Origin of the sequence: Embleya sp. NPDC050493, assembly GCF_044458105.1 — a bacterium.
GTDB lineage: Bacteria > Actinomycetota > Actinomycetes > Streptomycetales > Streptomycetaceae > Embleya.
On the sequence record NZ_JBITHP010000036.1, the window covers coordinates 34,294 to 54,554 of the forward strand.

Here is a 20,261-nt window from a genome sequence, read left to right on the forward strand (position 1 = left end):
CGGGGTCACTACGCGTTCCTGCTCGGATTCGATGTGTGCGCCCCACCCAGCCTGGTAAATGCTCGTAAAAGTCCCGACGAAGCCGTCCCGACACGATCGAGGTCTCCCGTGCCCACCGGCAAGGTCAAGTGGTTCGACACCGAGAAGGGCTTCGGGTTTTTGTCCCGGGACGACGGAGGCGACGTGTTCGTACACGCGTCGGCACTGCCGCAGGGCCTGGACACGCTCAAGCCGGGCACCCGGGTCGAGTTCGGCATCGTCGAGGGGCGACGGGGCGAACAGGCCCTCTCGCTCCGGGTCATGGACCCGCGTCCCTCCGTCGTCGCCGCGAGCCGCAAGAAGCCCGACGAGATGAGTTCGATCATCCAGGACCTGCTCAAGGTCCTCGAAGGCGTCGACAAGACGCTCGAACGCGGCCGCTACCCCGACAAGCGCGCGACCACGAAGGTCGCCGAGCTCCTGCGCGCGGTCGCCGACGAACTGGACACGTGACGCACTCGTTCGCGTGGCGTCGGTGCGCTCGGCCTTGCGGCCTGCGCGGTGTCCTCGAGCGCCGGACGGGCTGATTGTCCGATCTCCCGTCCGGCGCTAGGGGAGTTGCAGGGCGCCGGGGGGGATCGGTGGGACCAGGCCCTCGGTGGCGGCTCGGGTGAGCAGGTGGGTCACTGCCGCGTGGCCGGCTTCGCCCAGGTCTCGGGTGAACTCGTTGACGTACAGGGCGATGTGCCGGTCGGCGACCACCGGGTCCATCTCCTGGGCGTGTTCGAGGACATAGGCGCGCGACGCGGCCGGGTTCGCCCAGGCGTGCTCGACGGACGCGCGTGCCGCCGCGGCCAGGGCGGGCAGGTCCAGCGATCGTTTGGCGATGATCGCGCCGAGCGGGATCGGCAGCCCGGTGTCCGACTCCCACCAGTCGCCCATGTCGGCCAGGCAGGTCAGTCCGTAGCGCTGGTAGGTGAAGCGCGCCTCGTGGATCACCAGGCCCGCGTCCACGACGCCGTCGCGCACCGCGGGCATGATCTCGTCGAACGGCAACACCCGGATCTCGCCCACGCCGCCGGGTACGTTGCGCGCCGCCCACAGCCGGAACAGCAGGTAGGCGGTGGAGCGTTCGCCGGGCACCGCGACCACCTTGCCCGCCAGCGCCGCGGGCGTGCTCGCGACCGGGCTCAGTACGAGCGGGCCGCAGCCGCGGCCGAGCGCGCCGCCGCAGGGCAGCAGCGCGTACTCGTCCAGAACCCACGGCAGCGCCGCGTAGGAGACCTTCAGCAGGTCCAGTTCGCCGCGCTCGGCCAGGCCGTTGGTGATGTCGATGTCGGCGTAGCGCACCTGTACGGGCGGCGCGTCCGCGAGCAGGCCGTGCGTCCACGCGTGGAAGACGAACGTGTCGTTCGGGCACGGCGAGTAGGCCAGCGACAGGGTCATCGGGTCGGGCTCCCTTCGAGCGCGGCGAAGGCCGAGGCGAGTGCGCGCAGCGCGTCGGGGATGCGCCACGCCGCGCGGTCGCGCGGGCCCACGGCGTTGGAGATGGTGCGCAGTTCGAGCATCGGCACGCCGAACGCGGCGGCGGCGGTTGCCACTCCGAAGCCCTCCATGCCCTCGACCGCGGCACCCGGGTGCCACCGGGCCAACTCGGCGGCGCGCGCGGCGGTGCCGGTCACGGTGGAGACGGTGAGCGCCGGACCGGTGGCGAGCGCAAGGCCCGCCGCCCGCAGGGCGTCACCCACCCGGGCGACCAGTTGCGGGTCGACGTCGAACGCGCTCGTCCCGAAGCCCAGTTCCTCGATCGGCACGAACCCGTCGGCGGTCTGCGCACCCAGGTCGGCGGCCACCACGCGGGTGGCCAGCACCGTCGAGCCGACCGGCGCCGAGCCCGGAAAGCCGCCGCCGATACCGGCGTTGATCACCACGTCGTAGGCACCCCGGGCGAGCGCCGCAGCGGTTCCGGCGGCGGCCGCGGCCGGGCCCGCGCCGACCGCGAGCACGTCCGGGCCGGGAGTCCGCCAGGAGCGCGCACCGCCGAGCACGGCATCGCGTTCGGCGGCCACGGCGGTGATCACCAGGATGGGCAAGAGCTACTTCTTCTTGACCTTGAACGCCCAGATGCCCCGGTAGCCCTGCTCGCCGTCCGGCTGCACGACCTGGACCAGGATCGGCTCGTCGTCCTTCTGCGGCGACCCGTACTTCAGCCGAATGTCGGAGTAGAACGTGGTCTTGATCACGGACTGGGTCTGCGGCTTGCCGTCGAACAGGAGCAGCCAACCGGCGTCGGCGATCTTCTTGTCCACGCCGACCGAGAAGCTGCCGCCCTCGTCGACCGAGATGGTCTTGAGCTTCGTCTTGTTCAGGCAGTCCGACACCTTCGCGTCGTCGATCGTGCCGTCGTCCTTGTAGCACTCGGCCTCGGAGTGGACCGACGTACTCCCGGTGACCAGGGTCACCAACGGGGTGGGCTTGTCGATGTTGCAACCCGTCAGGGCGAGCGCGCCCAGGACGGCGGCGCCGGCGAGCGCGGCAGGGCGGCGAGTCTTCATGATCGGAAGATTACCGGGCGGCCCGCAGCCGGATGCCGGGGGACCGCTTGCGCCGCGCTCGGCGAGTCGTCAGTTTGCGACCGGCGGTCACCAGCGCCAGCGTGAGCACGCCGGCCGCCACGCTCATCCCCAGCGTGCCGTTCAGCGGCAGGGCGATGCCGATGCCGCCGCCGATCACCCACGCCACCTGGAGTGCGGTCTCGGTGCGGGCGAAGGCGGAGGTGCGCACCTCCTCGGGGATGTCGCGCTGGATCATCGCGTCCAGGGACAACTTGCCCAGCGCCTGGGCGAGACCGGCGACCGCGGCCACCGCGAGCACGGTGACCAGGCTGTACATCACCGCCGCCCAGGCCGCGCAGGACGCGGACACCAGCAGCACGCCGACGATGATCGCCTCCGGCGCACGGGACTTGAGCCAGGCCCCGAGCCCGGTGCCGACCGCGTTGCCGACCGCGGCGGCGACCACCACCGCGATGGTGGCCTGGGTCGCGGACAGGTCGGCCACCGGGTGTTGTCGCATCAGGAAGCCGAGGAACATGATCAGGAAGCCGGAGAAGCCGCGCATCGCCGCGTTCGCCCACAGTGCCTGCACCACGGACGGGCCCACGCTGCGCAGCCGCCGCGAGGTCTTGACCCGGGGCGGTTTGCGACCGGGCTCGCGCACGCCGGCGCTGCCCGCGACCGTCTCCTCGGCCCTGGGCTCGGGCAGTGCCTCGGTGGTGTCCCCGTCCCGGCCGGCCCGCAGCTTGGTCAGCGACACCTTGCGCTTGTGCTCGACGCCGGGCGCCTCGGCGGTGAAGGAGGCCCGGTCCTCGCCCTCGGCCGAGTCGACCTTGGCGGGCAACGTGAGGGCCAGGATCGCGCCGACGGTGAACACGACGCAGGCGCCGTACAGGATCCCGGGTGTGCCGAACGCGTACTTCAGACCGCCCGCGACCGGTGCCGCGCCCATCGTGCCGATCAGGCCGAACAGGGTGATCCGCGAGTTCGCCTTGACCAGCGAGACCGAGCGCGGCTGGAGCCGGGGCACCACCGCGCTGCGGCTGACCCCGTACACCTTGGAGGAGACCAGGACGCCGAAGGCCGCCGGATACAGCTCCAGGCCGCCGTTGTTCACCGAGCCGGCCATCAGCCAGCACAGGCCGACCCGGACCAGCATCGCCACCGCCATCGCGAAGCGGCGACCGCGGCGCATCCGGTCCAGGATCGGACCCATCACCGGGGCGAGCAGTGCGAACGGCGCGAGCGTGATCAGCAGGTACATGGCGACCCGGTCGCGCGCCTCGCCGGTGGGCACCGAGAAGAACACGGTCGTGGCCAGGGCCATGGTCACCAGCGCGTCGCCCGCGTTGTTGATCAGATGCAGTTCGATCAGCTTGGCGAGGCCGCTTTCTCCGGCCCCCTTGGCCCGGGCCGCGCCGCGTAGTTTGCCGAAGCCGCCGGTGAACAGTCCGCCGAACCAGCCCAGCGCGCGACGCGCCGGACCCCGGTTCTTGGCGTACGACCCACGGGTCGAGCCCGGCGCACGAATGGTGCGCCGTGATGCGGTGGTGGTCTTGGAGGCTGCCACGCCGGGATCCTGCCCTCGCTCCCTTGGTTGATGCGGTCGCGACACGCCAGGAAGGGCTCGCTCCGCGCGCCCGTTCGGGAATCGGACGTGTTTTGAGGGTATCGGCGGTGGAGACCTTCGACGCGTGAGAGAGAATCACTCTCGTGAGTGCCGCGACCCGTAGTCGAACCCCGGACCGCCTCTGCGCCGAGGCGGTTGATCTTGCCTTCGCTGCCGCCGAGGAAGCCGCAGGTCAGGACTCCGTCGGCGAGCATCTGGGTGTTCAGGTGGATGGTGATCGCCTGGTCACCCACCTGTTCGCGTGCCGCGAGTCCGCCTACCACGGCTGGCGGTGGGCGGTGACCGTTGCCCGCGCGCCCCGCGCCAAGCTGGTGACCGTGGACGAAACCGTCCTCGTCCCGGGACCCGAGGCGCTGCTCGCGCCTGCCTGGGTGCCGTGGAACGAGCGCCTTCGTCCCGGCGACCTCGGCGTGGGCGACCTGTTGCCCACCGACGCCGACGACCCCCGTCTCGAATTCGGTTACACCGGAGCGGACGAGACAGAGGAGGAACTGACCGAACCGATCGCGTTCGGTCCCAAGGCGGTCGCGTACGAACTGGGGCAGGGGCGCGCGCGCGTCCTGTCGCCGGTCGGCCGCGATCTGGCCGCAGATCGCTGGGACGAGCAGTTCGGCCGGGCCACGCCCATGGCCCAGGCCGCCCCGGCGCACTGCACGAGTTGTGGATTCCTGGTCAAGATCGGCGGCCCGCTCGGGCAGGCGTTCGGAGTGTGCGCCAACGAGTACTCGCCCGCCGACGGCCGGATGGTCTCGCTCGCCTACGGCTGCGGTGGCCACTCGGAAGCGGCGGTCATGCCCGCCGCGACGCCTGCCGCCGAGCTGTCCCTGGACGAGTACCGGATCGAGACCGTGCGGATCCGCCCGGTCGAGAGCCCGGTGGACGAGGACGGCATGCAGCCCGGCGAGGACCAACTGGGCCACTCCTGATCGATCCCGTGCACGTGTGCGCGACCTCGCGCGACACGCCCGACGTCCTCGACCCCTACCCGACCGACATGCCGAAGCCGCCACCGATCCGGTGGCGGCTTCGGGTCGTTTCGGGTTCGCGTCAGCGAGCCGTGCCGCGGAAACCGACCGGGCCCTCGCCCGGGAACTGCGCGGATCCCTGGAAGCGCGCGCCGTCGTCGAAGAACGTGATCGTCGCGTTGCCCTGGGGGCCGGACCAGGAAAGCTGGGTGCCCGTCGCCGGGCGCGCCTTGTCCGGAATCACGGCGTTGCGACTCTGGACGACGATCGCCAGGTCCGCGTCGTCGTGCCAGGCGGCGTCCGCGTCGCCCCACTGGATCTGCGTGCGATAGGTAGCCACGTTGTCTCCCCTTCCGTAGCGAGCGGGGTTTCCCCCACCCGTGTGTCTACTCCGGCGTCCTCGGGTCTCGCCAGGGAATCGGGGGTAGTTGTTTGTGTGGGTTTTGTGTGAGTTGATCCACTGCCGTCCACACGGTGGGATCACCGGGAAGCCGTGTGCCCGGAAACGCAATAGGGTTCCGGCCACATCCGCGAACGAGGGACGGCGCACGGCATGGGCATCGAGGACCGCTTTGGCACCGCTTCGCTTCGGCGAGCCGTACTGGACGCGTGGGCCGCGTCGCCCGCGCGTTTCCGGGAGGACGCGAACGCCGAGGAGGAACTCGCCCTCGGCGGCTACCGCGACCGCCTGGTGGTCGAACTCGCGCAGAACGCCGCCGACGCGGCGGCCCGGGCGGGCGTGCCGGGCCGGCTGCGGCTGACCCTGCGCGACGGCGTCCTGGTCGCGGCCAACACCGGCGACCCGCTGCACGCGCAGGGCGTCGAGGCGCTGTCCACGCTGCGGGCCTCCGCCAAGCGCGACGACGGGCCCGAGGCGGTCGGCCGGTTCGGGGTCGGCTTCGCCGCGGTGCTCGCGGTCACCGACGAGCCGTGCGTGCTCTCGCGCACCGGCGGCGTGCGCTGGTCCCTCCAGGAGGCGCGCGACCTGGTCGCCGACGCGGCCCGAGGCAACGCCGGGCTGACCGACGAACTGGCCCGGCGCGACGGCGGTGTGCCGGTGCTGCGGTTGCCGATGCCGGCCGAGGGCACCCCGCCCGAGGACTACGACACCTGCGTCGTGCTGCCGCTGCGCGACGGCGCCGCCGCGGACCTGGCCGGCCGGCTGCTCGCCGAGATCGACGACGCGCTGCTGCTCACCCTGCGCCGGATCGCCGAGATCGTGATCGAGACCCCGGACGGCGTGCGCACGCTGACCTGCCGGGCCGACGGCGGTGCCCTCGTGGTGGCCGACAACGGCGTGGAAACCCGCTGGCGGGTCGGCGAGGACGGCGGCGCGCTGGAGCCCGAGCTGCTCGCCGACCGGCCCACCGAGGAGCGCCGCCGGGCCGCGTGGTCGGTGTTGTGGGCGGTCCCGCTGGACGCCGCCGACCAGCCGCGCCGGCCGAGCGTACGGGCCGTGGTGCACGCCCCCACACCCACGGACGAGCCGCTCGGGCTGCCCGCGCTGCTCGTCGCCTCCTTCCCGCTCGACCCGACCCGTCGGCACACCGCGCCCGGCCCGCTGCGCGACTTCCTGATCGAGCGCGCCGCCGAGACCTACGCCACGCTGCTGGCCACCTGGCCGACCACGACCACCGGCATCCTGAGCCTGGTGCCCGGACCGACCGCCGAGGGCGAACTGGACGGGCTGCTGCGCCACCGGGTGCTGAGCCGGCTCGCCGACACCGCGTTCCTGCCCGCCGCCGCGCCCGCCTCCGAGGCCGAGCCGGACGACCCGGACGCGCTGCTGCTCGACCGCGGCACCGCCGCGCGCGACCGCGACCTGCTGCGCCCGCGCGACGCGGTGCTGATCGAGACCGCGAGCCCGGGCCTGGTGGACGCGCTCGCGCCGGTGGTGGCCGGGCTGCTGCCCGCCGGGCTGGACCGCAGCGCGGCGCTGCGGGTGCTGGGGGTGCGCCGGCTGCCGCTGGCCGAGGTGGTCGACCAGTTGGCCGGCATGGACCGGGACCCGGCCTGGTGGCGGGCCCTGTACGACGCGTTCGACCCGGCGGCCCGGGACGCGCTGGGCGCCCTGCCGGTGCCGCTGGCGGACGGCCGGATCGTGCGCGGGCCGCGCGGGATCCTGCTGCCCTGTCCGGACACCCCCGACTTGGCCGCGCCGGCCGTGCTCCGACTGCGGGTCGCCCACCCGGACGCGACCCACCCGCTCCTGGAGCGGCTGGGCGCGGTCCGGGCCACCCCGCGCGCGGTGCTCGCGGACCCGGCGGTGCGGGCGGCGGTCGCCGAGAGCGAGGACGGCGACGACATCGCCGAGGCGATCCTGGAACTGGTCCGGGCCGCCCGGATCGGCCCCGGCGACGAGCCCTGGCTGTCCGCGCTGCTGCTGCCGGACGTGGACGGCGACGCGGTCCCGGCCGGCGAACTGATGCTGCCCGGCAGCCGGATCGCCGCGGTGGTCGAGCCGGGCGCGCTCGGCGTCGTCTACCCGGACCTGGTCGAGCGCTGGGGCGAGGACGTGCTGGAGGCGGTCGGCGTGCTCGGCACCTTCGGCCTGGTCCAGGAGGACGACGTGGTCCTGGACCACGACGGCTGCGACCACGACCTGGACGCCGAGGACGACTGGCTGGACGACGTGCTCGACCACATGCCCGACCAGGGCGTGCCGCCGGTGCTGGCGACCTTCGTCGCGGTGCGCGACCTGGACCTGGTCGCGGACGACGCGTGGGACGAGGCGCTGGAGGTGATCGCCACGCCGCCGCTGCGCACCGCGGTGATCGAGCCGGCGCACGCCCTGCTGCCGGACGGCGGCACCGCCCGGGTGCCCTCGTACACGGCGTGGTGGCTGCGCGGGCACCCGGTGCTGGACGGCCGGCGGCCGGCTGGTCTGCTCGCCGCCGACGGGGACCGGCTGCTGCACGGGCTCTACGACGAGGTGCGGGCGAGCCTGGACCCGGTCTTCCTGACCGCCCTGGGCGTGCGTACGACGCTCTCGGCGCTGCTGGCCGACCCGGACGGCCCGGACGAACTCCTGGAGCGTCTGGCGGACCCGGAGCGGCCCGTGACGCGCGATCAGTTGCGGGCGCTGTACACCGCGCTCGCCGACGTCGCACCGGAGCGGTTGTCCGCGCCGACCGAACTGCGCGGCGTCTCGGGCGGGCGGATGACCGTGGCCGACGTGGCGGACGCGCTGGTGGGCGACGCGCCGGACCTGGCGGCGCTGGTCGCGGACGACGCGGCGCACGTGGTGCTGCCGGTGCGCCCGGACCGCGCGGAGGCGCTGGCCGACCTGCTCGACGTACCGCTGCTGTCCGAGACGATCCCGGGCAAGGTGCTCTCCGAGGGCACGCCGCACGAGGTGCCGGACGACGTGCTGGCGGCGATGCCGGACGCGCCGAAGGAGTACTTCGAGCACGAGGAACTGATCGTCTCCGGCCCGAACGGGACCGAACTCGACGCGGACTGGCGCTACATCGACGGTCGAGTGCACGCCACCACGTTCGAGGGCGTCGCCCGCGGCCTGGCCTGGGCGGCAGGCGAGTGGCACCGCCGCTTCGAGGTGGAACAACTCCTCACCCACCCGGAGAACGCGGACCACTTTGCGACGGAACGCGACTTCGACGGGGTGTGAGGCCGGCGAGCCGCCCGGTCCGAGGCGGACTCGGGCGGCTCGCCGGGCACGCGGGGGACGTGCCGGTGCGGCGAGCACGGGCGGGCCGCGGTACGAAGTCCGCCCGTCGCGTTCTCAGCGCAGGTCGGCGCCGTACACGTGGTCGACCGTCATCGTCATCAGCACCCGGCGGTCGCTCACCATCGCCGCGCGGTATTCGGCCCAGTCCGGGTGCTCCCCGGCGGCGCGCCGGTAGTAGGCGACCAGCGCCTCGACCTCCGGGCCGTCGGGGTCGGTGCCCGGACCGGTCAGGGTCACCGTGCCCTCGGCGGTGGCCCAGGAGCGGCCGTCGGGACCGGTCACCTCCAGCGCGGCGCGGGGGTCGCGGCGCAGGTTCGCCGTCTTGGCGCGGCCCTGGGTCATCGAGACGTACAGGAGACCCGCCTCGGGGTCGTAGTACGGCATCACGGGGGAAAGCTGGGGGCGGCCGTCCGACTTGATCGTGGCCAGGACGCCGAGCCGGCTCTCCGCGAGCAGCGTGCGCGGGTTGAACGGTGTGTCGGTCATATCCGGAGCCAATCCCCGATCACCCGCCGGCTATTCCCCGCCGCGCGCACCCGGGTGACCGGCCCGCCCGGGCAATCCGGCGGCCAGGAGTTCGGCCAGGTGTACCGGGCGGTGATCGCTCAGGTGGGTGATCTGGGTGCGGCAGCTGAAGCCGTCGGCCAGCGTCACCGCGTCCGGCCCGGCGGCTTCCAGCGCCGGCAGCAGCCGGTCCGCGGCGACCGCGCGCGACACCTCGCCGTGCGCCGCCTCGTAGCCGAAGTTTCCGGCCAACCCGCAGCAGCCGCCCGCGAGTTCGCCGGTCAACCCGGCCCGGGTGCGCAACCGACGGTCGGCCGCGTCGCCCAGGACCGCATGCTGGTGGCAGTGCAGTTGGCCGGTCACCTCACGATCGAGCACCGGCGGCGACCAGTGCGGCGCGTACTCCTCCAGGGCCTGGGCGAACGTCCTGACCGAGTCCGCGAGGCCGTCCGCCGCCCGGCCGAGCAACTCGGGTACGTCGGTGCGCAGCGCCGCCGCGCAGGAGGGTTCCAGGCCCACGATCGGCAGCCCGGCCTCGATCGCCGGCCGCAGGGTGCGCACGGTACGGGTCATCACCCGGCGCGCGACGCCCAGTTGCCCGGTCGAGACCCAGGTCAGGCCGCAACACACCGACCCGGGCGGCACCACCACCTCCAGCCCGGCGGCCTCCAGCACCTCGACCGCCGCGCGGCCGACCTCGGGCCGGAACCGGTTGGTGAAGGTGTCCGGCCACAGCACCACCCGACGGCGCGAACCCCCCTCCACACGTGGCCGATCGCGCCACCAGCGGGTGAACGGCTCGGCGGCGAACGGCGGGATCTCCCGAGTGCGATCGAGTCCGGCCAGGCCGAGCGCGGCACGCCGCAGCGCCGGCACCCCCGCCGCCGCGTTGGCCACCCCCGCCAGACCCGGCACCGCGCCCACCGCACGGGCCCACAGCGGCAGGTTGCCCAGCGCGTAGTGCGCCGCGGGCCGCAGCCGACCCCGATAGTGGTGGTGCAGGAACTCGGCCTTGTAGGTGGCCATGTCCACGTCCACCGGACAGTCGCTGCGGCAACCCTTGCAGGACAGGCACAGGTCGAGCGCGTCGCGGACCTCGGTGGAGCGCCAGCCGTCGGTGATCACGTCGCCGATCAGCATCTCGTGCAGCAGCCGGGCCCGCCCGCGCGTCGAGTGCGCCTCCTCGCCGGTGACCCGGTACGACGGGCACATCACGCCGCCCGAGGAGGTGTCCGCGGTCTCGCGGCACTTGCCCACTCCCACGCAGCGCCGCACCGCGGCGGCGAAGTCGCCGCCGTCGGCCGGATAGCCGAACTCCACCGGCACGGGCGTGCGCATCCCGGTGAAACGCAGATTGTCGTCCACAGGGTGTGGACGAACCAGGATGCCCGGGTTCAGCAACCCGGCCGGATCCCAGATCGCCTTGAAGGCGCCGAACAGTTCGACGATCTCCGGTCCGTACATCCGGGGCAGGAACTCGGCCCGGGCCTGTCCGTCGCCGTGTTCCCCGGACAGCGAGCCGCCGTGCGCGACCACCAGATCCGCCAGGTCGGACGAGAAGGCCCGAAACGCCGCGACGCCGCGGGTGGTGAGCAGGTCGAAGTCGATGCGGATGTGTACACAGCCCTCGCCGAAATGGCCGTACGGCAGTCCGCGCAGCTCGTGCCGCGCCATCAGCTCGGCCAACGCGCGCAGGTACGCGCCGAGCCGCTCGGGCGGCACGGCGGTGTCCTCCCAGCCCGGCCACGCCTCCGAGCCGTCCGCCATCCGGGTCGCGGTGCCGGACGCCTCCTCGCGGATCCGCCACAGCGCCCGCTGCCCCGCCGGATCGGTGACCACCCGCGCCGGTCCGGAGCCGGCCAGCGCGTGTGCCCGCGCCGCCGCCTCGGCGACCGAGTCCCCGCCGACCTCGACGAACAACCAGGCGGCGCCGGGCGGCAGTTCGACGTCGCGTGCGGATGCGGCCAACGCGACCAGGCCCGCGCTCAGGCTCTCCACGGTCAGCGGACCGTGCGGCAGCAGACCGGGCGCCGCATCCGCCGCGGCGAAGTCGTCCGGAAAGCCCAGCACGGCCAGGACGCGGGCCCTGGGCGCCTCGACCAGGCGCAGACCGGCCCCGAGCACCACGACGCACGTGCCCTCGGTGCCGACCAGGGCCCGGGCCAGGTCGCGGCCGTGCTCGGGCAGCAGCCGGTCCAGGGCATAGCCGGAGACCCGGCGCGGCAGGGCGGGAAAGCCCCGCCGGATCAGCGCCAGGTTGGCGTCCGCGAGCTCGGCGAGCGCGGCGTGGATCTCGGCGGCGCGGCCCGTCGTGGGCACCGGCTGATCGCGGCCGACCCGCATCCGGGTGCCGTCGACGGTCGCGATGTCGAGCCATTCGACGTTGGCGCTCGTCCGGCCCCACGCGACCGAGTGCGACCCGCACGCGTCGTTGCCGATCATGCCGCCGAGTGTGCAGCGGCTGTGGGTGGACGGGTCCGGGCCGAAGGTGAGTCCGTGCCGGCCGGCCTCCCGGCGCAGGTCGTCGAGCACCACGCCGGGCTCGACGTGGGCGATCCGGGTCGCCGGGTCCACATGGCGGATCCGGTTCAGGTGCCGGGCCAGGTCGAGCACCACGCCGTTCCCGGTGGCTTGCCCGGCGATGCTGGTGCCGCCGCCGCGCACGGTCACCGGCGCGCCCAGCTCGTGGCACACCGCGAGCGCCGCGAGCACGTCCTCGGCGTCCAGCGGCGCGACCACCCCGGGCGGCACCCGACGGTGGTTGGAGGCGTCCATCGAGTACAGCGCGCGGGCCTGCGGGTCGAACCGGACCTCGCCGCGCACCCGCGCCCGCAGCGCGCCTTCCAGGTCCCCGAGCTGTGCCGTCACCGCGTCATCCTCATCCGTCGTGCCCCGCCGACCGAGCCGAACACGCCCGCTCGCCGGGCTCCGGACCCGGCCCCCACCGTCCGTCGGGCCGAGCACGAAGCACCGGCCCCGGTCGCGTACCGTCCACCCGCCGAGACGCCTCCCGCCACATGCCGGCCACGATCGTCTCATTGTGCGGAATACACATCACCCACGAAACGGACACGACTACGCTCTCCGCGTGGCCGAGATCCAGATTCCCGCAGCGCTCATGCCCGCCGACGGCCGGTTCGGTTCGGGTCCGTCCAAGGTACGTCCCGAGGCGCTCGCCGCCCTCGCGGCGACCGGTACCTCTCTCCTGGGCACCTCCCACCGGCAGGCGCCGGTGAAGAACCTGGTGCGCCGGGTTCGCGAAGGTGTCGGCAGCCTGTTCTCCCTGCCCGAGGGCTACGAGGTGGTCCTGGGCAACGGCGGTGCCACCGCCTTCTGGGACATCGCCGCGTTCGGCCTGGTCGAGCGCAAGTCCCAGCACCTGTCGTTCGGCGAGTTCTCCTCCAAGTTCGCCACGTCGGTCAAGGCCGCGCCGTGGCTGGACGAGCCGACGGTGATCAAGTCGGAGCCCGGCACGCACCCGCTGCCGCAGGCCGAGGCGGGCGTGGACGTGTACGCCCTGACCCACAACGAGACCTCGACCGGTGTCGCCATGCCGATCGCCCGCCCGGCCGGCGGCGACGCGGGCTCGCTGGTGCTGGTCGACGCGACCTCCGCGGCGGGCGGGCTGCCGGTGGACGCGGCCGAGACCGACGTGTACTACTTCGCGCCGCAGAAGAACTTCGCCGCCGACGGCGGTCTGTGGCTCGCGGCGTTCTCGCCGGCGGCGTTGGAGCGGGCGCAGCGGATCGCCGCGTCGGACCGCTACATCCCGCCGTTCTTCGACCTGGCCACCGCGATCGACAACTCGGTCAAGGACCAGACGTACAACACGCCGGCGCTGAGCACGCTGTTCCTGCTCGCCGACCAGCTCGACTGGATCAACGGGCAGGGCGGCCTGGACTGGGCCGTCGCGCGCACCGCCGACTCGTCGAGCCGGCTGTACGGGTGGGCCGAGAAGTCCGCCTACGCGAGCCCGTTCGTGGCCGACCCGGCGGCCCGCTCGCAGGTGGTCGGCACGATCGACTTCGCCGACTCGGTGGATGCGTCCGCGGTGGCCAAGGTGCTGCGCGCGAACGGCATCGTGGACACCGAGCCCTACCGCAAGCTGGGCCGCAACCAGCTCCGGGTGGCGATGTTCCCGGCCGTCGAGCCGGCCGACGTCGAGGCGCTGACCGCGTGCGTCGACTACGTGATCGAGCAGCTCTGACCCGCGTCCGCAACGCCTGACGGGCCGCCGCTCCGGACCGAATTGGTCCCGGGGCGGCGGCCCTTCGGCACGCGTGCGGCGAACCGGCCTCTGGTAGGCGGCCCTTCGGCACGCGTGCGCCGAACCGGCGTAGAGAAGGCGGCCCTTCGGCACCCCTTGCGGGGTCGTCGGCGGTCCCGTCGTCGGTCAGTTCCGGTTTCGGCCGCCCAGCCGGCGATACGCGAAGAACAGCACCACCAGGCCGGCCACGGCCAGCAGCCCCGGGCCGTAGGTCTTGGCCTTGTCCGTGGTGGACTCGCCGTCGCCGTCGTCACCGGCGGACGTGGTCGGGTCCGCGGAACCGCCGCCGTCCGACCCGGATCCGGACGTACCGCCGCCGGGCGCGTTGCGCACCAGGTCCGGGCGGTTGTCGCCCTTGAGTTCGACCCGGCGCACCTGGCTGCCCTTGCCCTCGCTGCCGAACAACAACTCCCTGCCGTCCCGGCTCCACGCCACCGACTCGCCCTGGCGCTGGATCGGCACGCCGACCCCGGCCAACTCCTTGCCCGGCGCGGCGAACACGGTGGCGGAGAAGTAGCCGCGCAGCACGAACCGGGAGCCGTCCGGCGCGAACGCGCCGTCGGTCACCGTCGGGCCGGCGGCGGCGATCCGCTTGAACGTGTTGATCCCGGTCGGGGAGAGCTGTTCGGGCTGCTCGTACAGGCCGCCCTCGCCCTCCTTGCTCGCGATGTAGAGCCTGTTCGTGCGCGGGTCCATCAGCAGCGCCTCGGCATCGCGCGGACCGTTGTCGTACTTCACCCGGAACTTGGTCGCCTTGACCGTCGCGTCGGCGAGCGTCGCGGGTTCGGCGAAGCGGTAGATCCACACCTCGGGCCACTTGCCGTGCAGGTTGTCGCCGATGTCGCCGACGAAGACCGCCGGTTTGCCCGCGTCGTCCTTGCCGATGGTGATCGCTTCCCAGTCCCGGGCATCCACGCCGGCCAGCGTGATGGTCGCCTTCGTGGTGCCGTCCTTGCCGATCGCGTACACCTTGGGCGCGTCCGAGCTGTCGTTGTGCGTCCAGTAGACGTCCGGGTGCAGCGCGCTGGCCACCAGGCCGCTGGACTCGGTGATCCGCTCGTCCTTGATGGTGAACAACACGTCCGCGTCGGCCACCGCCGATGCCGGCGTCGCCACCACCAGGGCCACCGCCGCCGTCAGGGCGCCGAAGCCGCGCGTCCGTCCCCGTCCCACCCGCTTCACCCGTCCCGTCCAGTCATGGGTCCACCCTGCCGGCCCGACCCCGATCGCCGCCGAGTCGGGGACCACTTTGCGACAGGTGGGCCGAATCCATTGCGGTTTGCCGGGCATCGGGGATGGGATGGGAGTTCGTGGGCGTCGGCATTCGGAGTCTTCCATGACACTGATCAAGGCATGTCTGAACGGCGCACGGCGCCCCGAGGAGCACCCGGCGCTCCCGCTGACGCCGGCGCAGATCGCCGCGGACAGCCGCGCCGCGGTGGCCGCGGGGGCGTCCATCGTGCACGTGCACCCGCGCGGTCGCGGCGGCCGGGAGAGCCTGGCGCCGGACGTGATCACGCCGGTGGTCCGGGCGATTCGCGGGGCGGCGCCGGGGGTGCCGATCGGGGTGAGCACGGGCGCCTGGATCGAGCCCGACGCCGCGGCCCGGCTGGCCGCGGTGCGCGCCTGGACGGTGCTGCCCGACCTGGCGTCGGTCAACCTGTCCGAGGAGGGCTCGGTCGACCTCGCGTACGTGCTCGCGCACCTGGGTGTGGGAGTCGAGGCGGGGGTGTGGACCGAGGCGGACGCGGAACTGCTGGTCGAACGGGACCTGGCCGCGGTGTGCACCCGGATCCTGATCGAGGTCGAACGCGCCGACGTGGGGGAGGCGCTGGACGAGGCGGGCCGCATCCTGGCGGTGCTCGACCGGCACGACATCGCGGTGCCGCGCCTGCTGCACGGCGCGAACGAGTCCGCGTGGCCGGTCCTGGACGCGGCCATCGCGGCCGGTCTGGACACCCGGATCGGCCTGGAGGACACCCTGCTGGACCCGGAAGGCCGCCGGGTCTCGGGCAACGCGACGCTGGTGCGGATCGCCACGGACCGAGCTCTCGCGGCCCGCTCGGCGGGCAATCCGCACTGACCGCACGGCGGCGTCCGCGCGCGGATCCGCCCCGTCGATCCCGCGTGCCGGGAGTGCGCGGTCGCGCGCCGGCCCGGGTGCCGCTCCGGCCCTAACGCATCAAGGCGCCGATGATCACGGCGATGAGCAGGAGGGCCAGGGTGGCCGTGACGACGCGGGTTCTGGTGCGGGGATTCACGCCCCAGAGCCTACGCGGCGCGGGCGCGCGGCCGAATCCCGGCCGGGCGCCCGCCCTCGCGGGTCACACCATCGAGGCCGCCAGGCGGCGGCGGAAGGCGGCGAGCACGCTGCGGTCGCCGGTCTGCGAGACGACCGTGCCGGGGCGTCGACCCCACAGGTAGAGCAGCAGTTCGGCGGGCTCGCCGCTGACCGCCGCGTCGGCGAACCCGCGGTCGCGGGACATCGTCACGCCGGAACGCTGCATGGTCAGCCGCCAGTGGTGCCGGTTGCTGTGCACGCCGATGGTGCGCCCGCTCGCGCCGTCGCGCGTGCCGCCGTCGTAGTGCGCCGGGAGCAGTACCCCCAGCACCTCGTCGATGCCGTCCAGGGCCTGCTGGGCGTCCAGCGGTCCCGGGGTGCCGACGGCCATCTCGATGTCGGCGCGGTGCACCGCGGCCTCGCGCGCCATCCGGCGGACCAGGAAGCCGGCGGTGCCCGGGTCGGGCCCGTCGCCGTCCACGCCGTCGGCGACGCCGGGGTCGAGGGCCTCGCCCTCGATCGGGTCGAGCGGGTCCCGCCGGGCCATCTCGGTCACGAGCGCCGCGTGCGCCCGGTTGTAGGTGTCGAGCAGATCCCCCTTGGTCGAGCTGTTCGTGACCGGGTGCGCACTGCCTGCGCCCGGGCGCGCGTTGTGCGCGACCGGGCGCTGCTCCGGGCGTAGTTGCCCGGCGGCGCCGGTGTACATGAGCACGGAATGTCGTACGACGTCGGCGACCGTCCAACCGGGACAGGACGGTACCGGCGCGTCCATGTCCGTGACGGCCGCCTGGCCCAAGCGGAGACCCTCCGCCTGGAACAGGTGCTGGAACCGCACGTAGTCCATTCGTCGAGGATTCCAGCGTTTCGGGTGACGTGTCGATGGTCTGCGTCACCCCAGGGCGTGAATCCCGCGTCAAGAAAGGGTGTATCGCACACCAGTGCTGACGCTGTGTCAGATCTTGACCACGGGATTACCGAACTCCGACCGTGTCGCCGAGACGGCGGGCGTCGCCGGCCGCATCGCGCGCACCACCGAGCCCGGCCGCAGTCGGACTCCGGCGTGCCGGGCGAGCAGCACACCGACCACGAGCGCCGCGGCCAGCGAGATCAAGCCGCCCACGAGCAGCCCGGTACGCGGCCCGAAGCTCTCCGCCAGCCACCCCGTCAGCGGGCCGCCCAGCGGGGTGCCGCCCATGAACACGAGCATGTAGATGCCCATCACCCGACCGCGCATCGCCGGGTCGCTGCCGAGCTGCACGGTCGAGTTGGCCGCGGTGTTGAAGGTCAGCCCGGCGATCCCGATCGGCACGAGCAGCAGCGCGAAGCTCCAGTAGCCGGGCATCAGCGCGGCGATCGTCTCCAGCAGCCCGAACACGATCGCGGCGCCGACCAGCACCCGCAGCCGGGTCCGGCCGCGCTTGGCCGCGAACAGGGCGCCCGCCAGCGAGCCGACCGCGAACACCGTGTTGAGCAGCCCGAACGAGCCGGGTCCGGCGTGGAAGACGTCGTTGGAGAAGGTCGCGAGGGTGACCGCGAAGTTGTAGCCGAAGGTGCCGATGAAGCCGACCAGGGCGATCGCCACGAGCAGGTCGGGACGGCCGCGCACATAGCGCAGCCCCTCGCGCAGTTGGCCCTTCTCGCGGGCCACCACCGGCATCGTGCGCAATTCGGACTCGCGCATGGCCAGCAGGCCGAGCAGCACCGCGATGTAGGAGACCGCGTTGACCGCGAACACCCAACCGGTGCCGATCGCGGTGATCAACAGGCCGCCGACCGCGGGGCCGACGATCCGGGCGAGCTGGAAGTTGGCCGAGTTCAGGCTGACCGCGTTGGCCAGGTCCTTGCGGCCGACCATCTCGATCACGAACGCCTGCCGTGCGGGATTGTCCACCGCGGTGGCCATGCCCAGGCCGAACGCCAGCAGCCACACGTGCCACACCTGGACGGCATCGCTCAACACCAGGACCGCCATCACGGCGGCGAGCAGACCCATCACGGTCTGTGTGCCGATCAACAGCAGGCGCTTGCGGTAGCGGTCGGCGATCACGCCGCCCCACAGGCCGAACAGCAGCATGGGCAGGAATTGCAGACCGGTGGTCACCCCGAGCGCGGTGGCGCTGCCGGTGAGCTTGAGCACGAGCCAGTCCTGGGCGATGCGTTGCATCCAGGTGCCCGTATTGGACACCGTCTGCCCGGCGGCAAACAGCCGGAAGTTGCGGTTTCGTAGTGATGAGAAGGTGCCGGCTGTCGCCGCCACGGGCTCCCCTTTCGTCGTACGGTCGGCCGAGGCCGGATGAACATCCGTCCCCGAACCGAACCGCGACGCGGGCTCTCGCGCCGGCCTAGGCCTGCGCCAACTTCTCCAGCACCGGCAGGGCCGCGCGCAACGCCTCGTTCTCCTCGGGCGTGAGCCGGGACAGGTGTTCCGCCAGCCAGGCGTTGCCCAGCCTGCGGTTCTCCTCCACCACGGCGGCGGCGGGCTCGGTCGCGGAGACCACGACCTGCCTGCGGTCGTCGGGGTGCGGCTCGCGCCGCACCAGGCCGCGCTCCTCCAGGCCGGCGATCACGCGCGTCATCGACGGCGGCTGCACCTTTTCCTGCCGGGCGAGTTCGCCCGGGGTCATGGCGCCGCGCACGACGAGCACGGTCAGCACCGAGAGCTGGGTGGGGCTCAGCGTCTCGTCGGCCCGCTGGTTGCGCAGGCGACGGGAGAGCTTCAGCACCGAGGCACGGAGGGCGGCCACCGTGGCACGGTCGGGTTCGGACGGGGACACGTTGTTAGCTTAACTCTTTACTCTCGCTAACTTCCAATGGTTTGCCCGCACGGGATATTCCCGGGGCCGCCGTCGGGCCGTGATCGGGCCGGTGACCCCGCATCCCGGGCCCGACGGAGATCCGCACCCCCGACGGCGACCCGGCGTCCCACGCTCCCGGCGCTACTTGACGCCCAGCACCTGCTCGATCGGGTCGATCGCGAAGTGCACCACGAACAGCGCGGACACGATCCACAACAGCAGCGGGATCTCCCGAGCCCTGCCGACCGCCGTGCGCAGCACCACGTACAGGATGAAGCCCGCGCCGATCCCGGTGGTGATGCTGTACGTGAAGGGCATCAGCGCGATCGTCACGAACGCCGGCGCGGCGACCGTCATGTCGTCCCAGTCGATGTGCTTGACCTGCGTCATCATCAACGCGCCGACCACGACCAGCGCAGGCGTGGCGGCCTGCGCCGGCACCAGCTTCGCCAGCGGCGTGAACAGCAGCGCGAGCGCGAACAGGCCGCCGGTGACCAGGTTGGCGAGCCCGGTCCGGGCGCCTTCGCCGACGCCCGCGGTGGATTCGACGAAGACCGTGTTGGAGGACGCCGAGGCGCCGCCGCCGGCGATCGCGCCGACCGATTCGACGGTGAGGATGCGGCCCAGGTTCGGCACCTTGCCCTGCTCGTCGAGCAGTCCGGCCTCGCGGCTGACCCCGATGATGGTGCCCATGCCGTCGAAGAAGTTCGACAGCAGCAGCGTGAAGATCAGCAGCGACGCGGTGATGAAGCCCACCCGGCCGAACGCGCCGAACAGGTCCACGTCGCCGATCAGTCCGAAGTCGGGGGTGTCCACGACACCGTTCGCCTCGGGCGCGGTCAGGCCCCAGGTCGCCTTGTCCAGGCCGGCCGCCTGGTGCACGATCACCGCGAGCACGGTCGAGGCGACCATGCCGATCAGGATCGCGCCCGGCACCTTGCGGACGACCAGTACGAACGTGAGCACCAGGCCGAAGCAGAAGACCACGGCCGGCCAGCCCTGGAGCGTGCCGCCACTGCCGAGCGCGACCGGCACGGTGGAGTTCGCCTTGTCCGGCACCCGGGTCACCACACCCGCGCTGACCAGGCCGACCAGGGTCACGAACAGGCCGATGCCGACCCCGATCGCCTGCTTGAGCACCAGCGGGATGGCGTTCATGATTGCCTCGCGCAGCCCGGTGGCGGCCAGGATCAACAGGCCGATGCCCTCCAGCACGACCAGGCCCATCGCCTCGTCCCACGTGGTCTGCGGCGCGATCTGGAACGCGACCATCGCATTGATGCCCAGCCCGGCGGCCAGTGCGAGCGGCATGTTGCCGATCAGGCCCATCAGGATGGTCATCACCGCGGCCACCAGAACGGTGGCGGTGACCAGCTGCGGCTGGGAAAGCTGGTTGCCGAACTTGTCGTGCGCGGATCCGAGGATGATCGGGTTCAGCACGATGATGTAGGCCATCGCAAAAAACGTGGCGAGTCCACCGCGTATCTCGCGCAGCGGCGACGAACCGCGCTCGGAGATCTTGAAGAAGCGGTCGAGGCCGCTCCTCGTCGTGGAGGGGACCTCGGGGGTGGTCGCGGCGGCGGCCTGGGGGGACATG

General features: G+C 72.8%; 17 protein-coding genes. 5 read left to right on the forward strand and 12 right to left on the reverse strand.

What is annotated here, in order from left to right; all coding sequences use genetic code 11:
* Positions 1–108 precede the first annotated feature (108 nt).
* On the forward strand, positions 109–492 hold the full coding sequence (locus ACIBM5_RS41370) for a cold-shock protein (RefSeq protein WP_391586603.1): 384 nt from the start codon (positions 109–111) through the stop codon (positions 490–492).
* A gap of 96 nt (positions 493–588) precedes the next feature.
* On the opposite strand, the gene ACIBM5_RS41375 is transcribed toward ACIBM5_RS41370, so the two are convergent.
* The 4 genes from ACIBM5_RS41375 to ACIBM5_RS41390 are packed head-to-tail and all read right to left on the reverse strand — an operon-like array spanning position 589 to position 4,104.
* The gene (locus ACIBM5_RS41375) at positions 589–1,425 is read right to left on the reverse strand and encodes a 1,4-dihydroxy-6-naphthoate synthase (protein WP_396011851.1); all 837 of its coding nucleotides are present in this window, start codon (positions 1,423–1,425) and stop codon (positions 589–591) included.
* Complete coding sequence (locus ACIBM5_RS41380; protein WP_396011852.1) at positions 1,422–2,072, reverse strand: futalosine hydrolase; 651 nt, start codon at positions 2,070–2,072, stop codon at positions 1,422–1,424. The genes ACIBM5_RS41375 and ACIBM5_RS41380 overlap by 4 nt, the downstream gene beginning before the upstream one ends.
* A 3-nt stretch (positions 2,073–2,075) precedes the next feature.
* Entirely contained in the window at positions 2,076–2,534 is a 459-nt protein-coding gene (locus tag ACIBM5_RS41385; RefSeq protein ID WP_391586606.1) for a DUF2771 domain-containing protein, read from the reverse strand.
* A gap of 10 nt (positions 2,535–2,544) precedes the next feature.
* Positions 2,545–4,104: an MFS transporter gene (locus tag ACIBM5_RS41390; RefSeq protein WP_396011853.1), complete on the reverse strand. Its 1,560-nt coding sequence runs from the start codon at positions 4,102–4,104 to the stop codon at positions 2,545–2,547.
* A 134-nt stretch (positions 4,105–4,238) separates the two neighbouring features.
* Between ACIBM5_RS41390 and ACIBM5_RS41395 the strand changes: the two genes are divergently transcribed.
* Complete coding sequence (locus tag ACIBM5_RS41395) at positions 4,239–5,090, forward strand: DUF3027 domain-containing protein (RefSeq protein WP_396011881.1); 852 nt, start codon at positions 4,239–4,241, stop codon at positions 5,088–5,090.
* Between the two features lie 121 nt (positions 5,091–5,211).
* Here the strand turns inward: ACIBM5_RS41395 and ACIBM5_RS41400 are convergent, their stop codons facing one another.
* Positions 5,212–5,469, reverse strand: coding sequence for a hypothetical protein (locus ACIBM5_RS41400; RefSeq protein WP_396011854.1), 258 nt, complete (start codon positions 5,467–5,469; stop codon positions 5,212–5,214).
* 213 nt (positions 5,470–5,682) lie between these two features.
* Between ACIBM5_RS41400 and ACIBM5_RS41405 the strand changes: the two genes are divergently transcribed.
* A complete protein-coding gene (locus ACIBM5_RS41405) occupies positions 5,683–8,757 on the forward strand; it encodes a sacsin N-terminal ATP-binding-like domain-containing protein (RefSeq protein WP_396011855.1) in 3,075 nt (1,024 codons plus the stop codon).
* 114 nt (positions 8,758–8,871) lie between these two features.
* Here ACIBM5_RS41405 and ACIBM5_RS41410 read toward each other — a convergent pair whose 3' ends face one another.
* Both ACIBM5_RS41410 and ACIBM5_RS41415 read right to left on the reverse strand, forming a co-directional pair.
* Entirely contained in the window at positions 8,872–9,303 is a 432-nt protein-coding gene (locus ACIBM5_RS41410) for a PPOX class F420-dependent oxidoreductase (protein ID WP_391586610.1), read from the reverse strand.
* A 30-nt stretch (positions 9,304–9,333) separates the two neighbouring features.
* The gene (locus ACIBM5_RS41415; RefSeq protein WP_396011856.1) at positions 9,334–12,189 is read right to left on the reverse strand and encodes an FAD-binding and (Fe-S)-binding domain-containing protein; all 2,856 of its coding nucleotides are present in this window, start codon (positions 12,187–12,189) and stop codon (positions 9,334–9,336) included.
* Between the two features lie 220 nt (positions 12,190–12,409).
* Between ACIBM5_RS41415 and serC the strand changes: the two genes are divergently transcribed.
* Positions 12,410–13,528: a phosphoserine transaminase gene (gene serC / locus ACIBM5_RS41420; RefSeq protein ID WP_396011857.1), complete on the forward strand. Its 1,119-nt coding sequence runs from the start codon at positions 12,410–12,412 to the stop codon at positions 13,526–13,528.
* Positions 13,529–13,714: 186 nt separating this feature from the next.
* Here the strand turns inward: serC and ACIBM5_RS41425 are convergent, their stop codons facing one another.
* Entirely contained in the window at positions 13,715–14,761 is a 1,047-nt protein-coding gene (locus tag ACIBM5_RS41425; RefSeq protein ID WP_396011858.1) for a hypothetical protein, read from the reverse strand.
* A 163-nt stretch (positions 14,762–14,924) separates the two neighbouring features.
* On the opposite strand from ACIBM5_RS41425, the gene ACIBM5_RS41430 reads away from it, so the two are divergent.
* Positions 14,925–15,671 carry a 3-keto-5-aminohexanoate cleavage protein gene (locus tag ACIBM5_RS41430; RefSeq protein WP_396011859.1) on the forward strand — a complete coding sequence of 249 codons (747 nt, stop codon included), beginning with the start codon at positions 14,925–14,927 and terminating at the stop codon, positions 15,669–15,671.
* Between the two features lie 241 nt (positions 15,672–15,912).
* Here the strand turns inward: ACIBM5_RS41430 and ACIBM5_RS41435 are convergent, their stop codons facing one another.
* The 4 genes from ACIBM5_RS41435 to ACIBM5_RS41450 form a co-directional block, all read right to left on the reverse strand.
* Positions 15,913–16,713: a maleylpyruvate isomerase family mycothiol-dependent enzyme gene (locus ACIBM5_RS41435; RefSeq protein ID WP_396011860.1), complete on the reverse strand. Its 801-nt coding sequence runs from the start codon at positions 16,711–16,713 to the stop codon at positions 15,913–15,915.
* Positions 16,714–16,821: 108 nt separating this feature from the next.
* The gene (locus ACIBM5_RS41440) at positions 16,822–18,126 is read right to left on the reverse strand and encodes an MFS transporter (protein ID WP_391586616.1); all 1,305 of its coding nucleotides are present in this window, start codon (positions 18,124–18,126) and stop codon (positions 16,822–16,824) included.
* Between the two features lie 85 nt (positions 18,127–18,211).
* Positions 18,212–18,643, reverse strand: coding sequence for a MarR family winged helix-turn-helix transcriptional regulator (locus ACIBM5_RS41445; RefSeq protein ID WP_391586617.1), 432 nt, complete (start codon positions 18,641–18,643; stop codon positions 18,212–18,214).
* Between the two features lie 162 nt (positions 18,644–18,805).
* Positions 18,806–20,260: an NCS2 family permease gene (locus ACIBM5_RS41450; protein WP_396011861.1), complete on the reverse strand. Its 1,455-nt coding sequence runs from the start codon at positions 20,258–20,260 to the stop codon at positions 18,806–18,808.
* Position 20,261 lies beyond the last annotated feature (1 nt).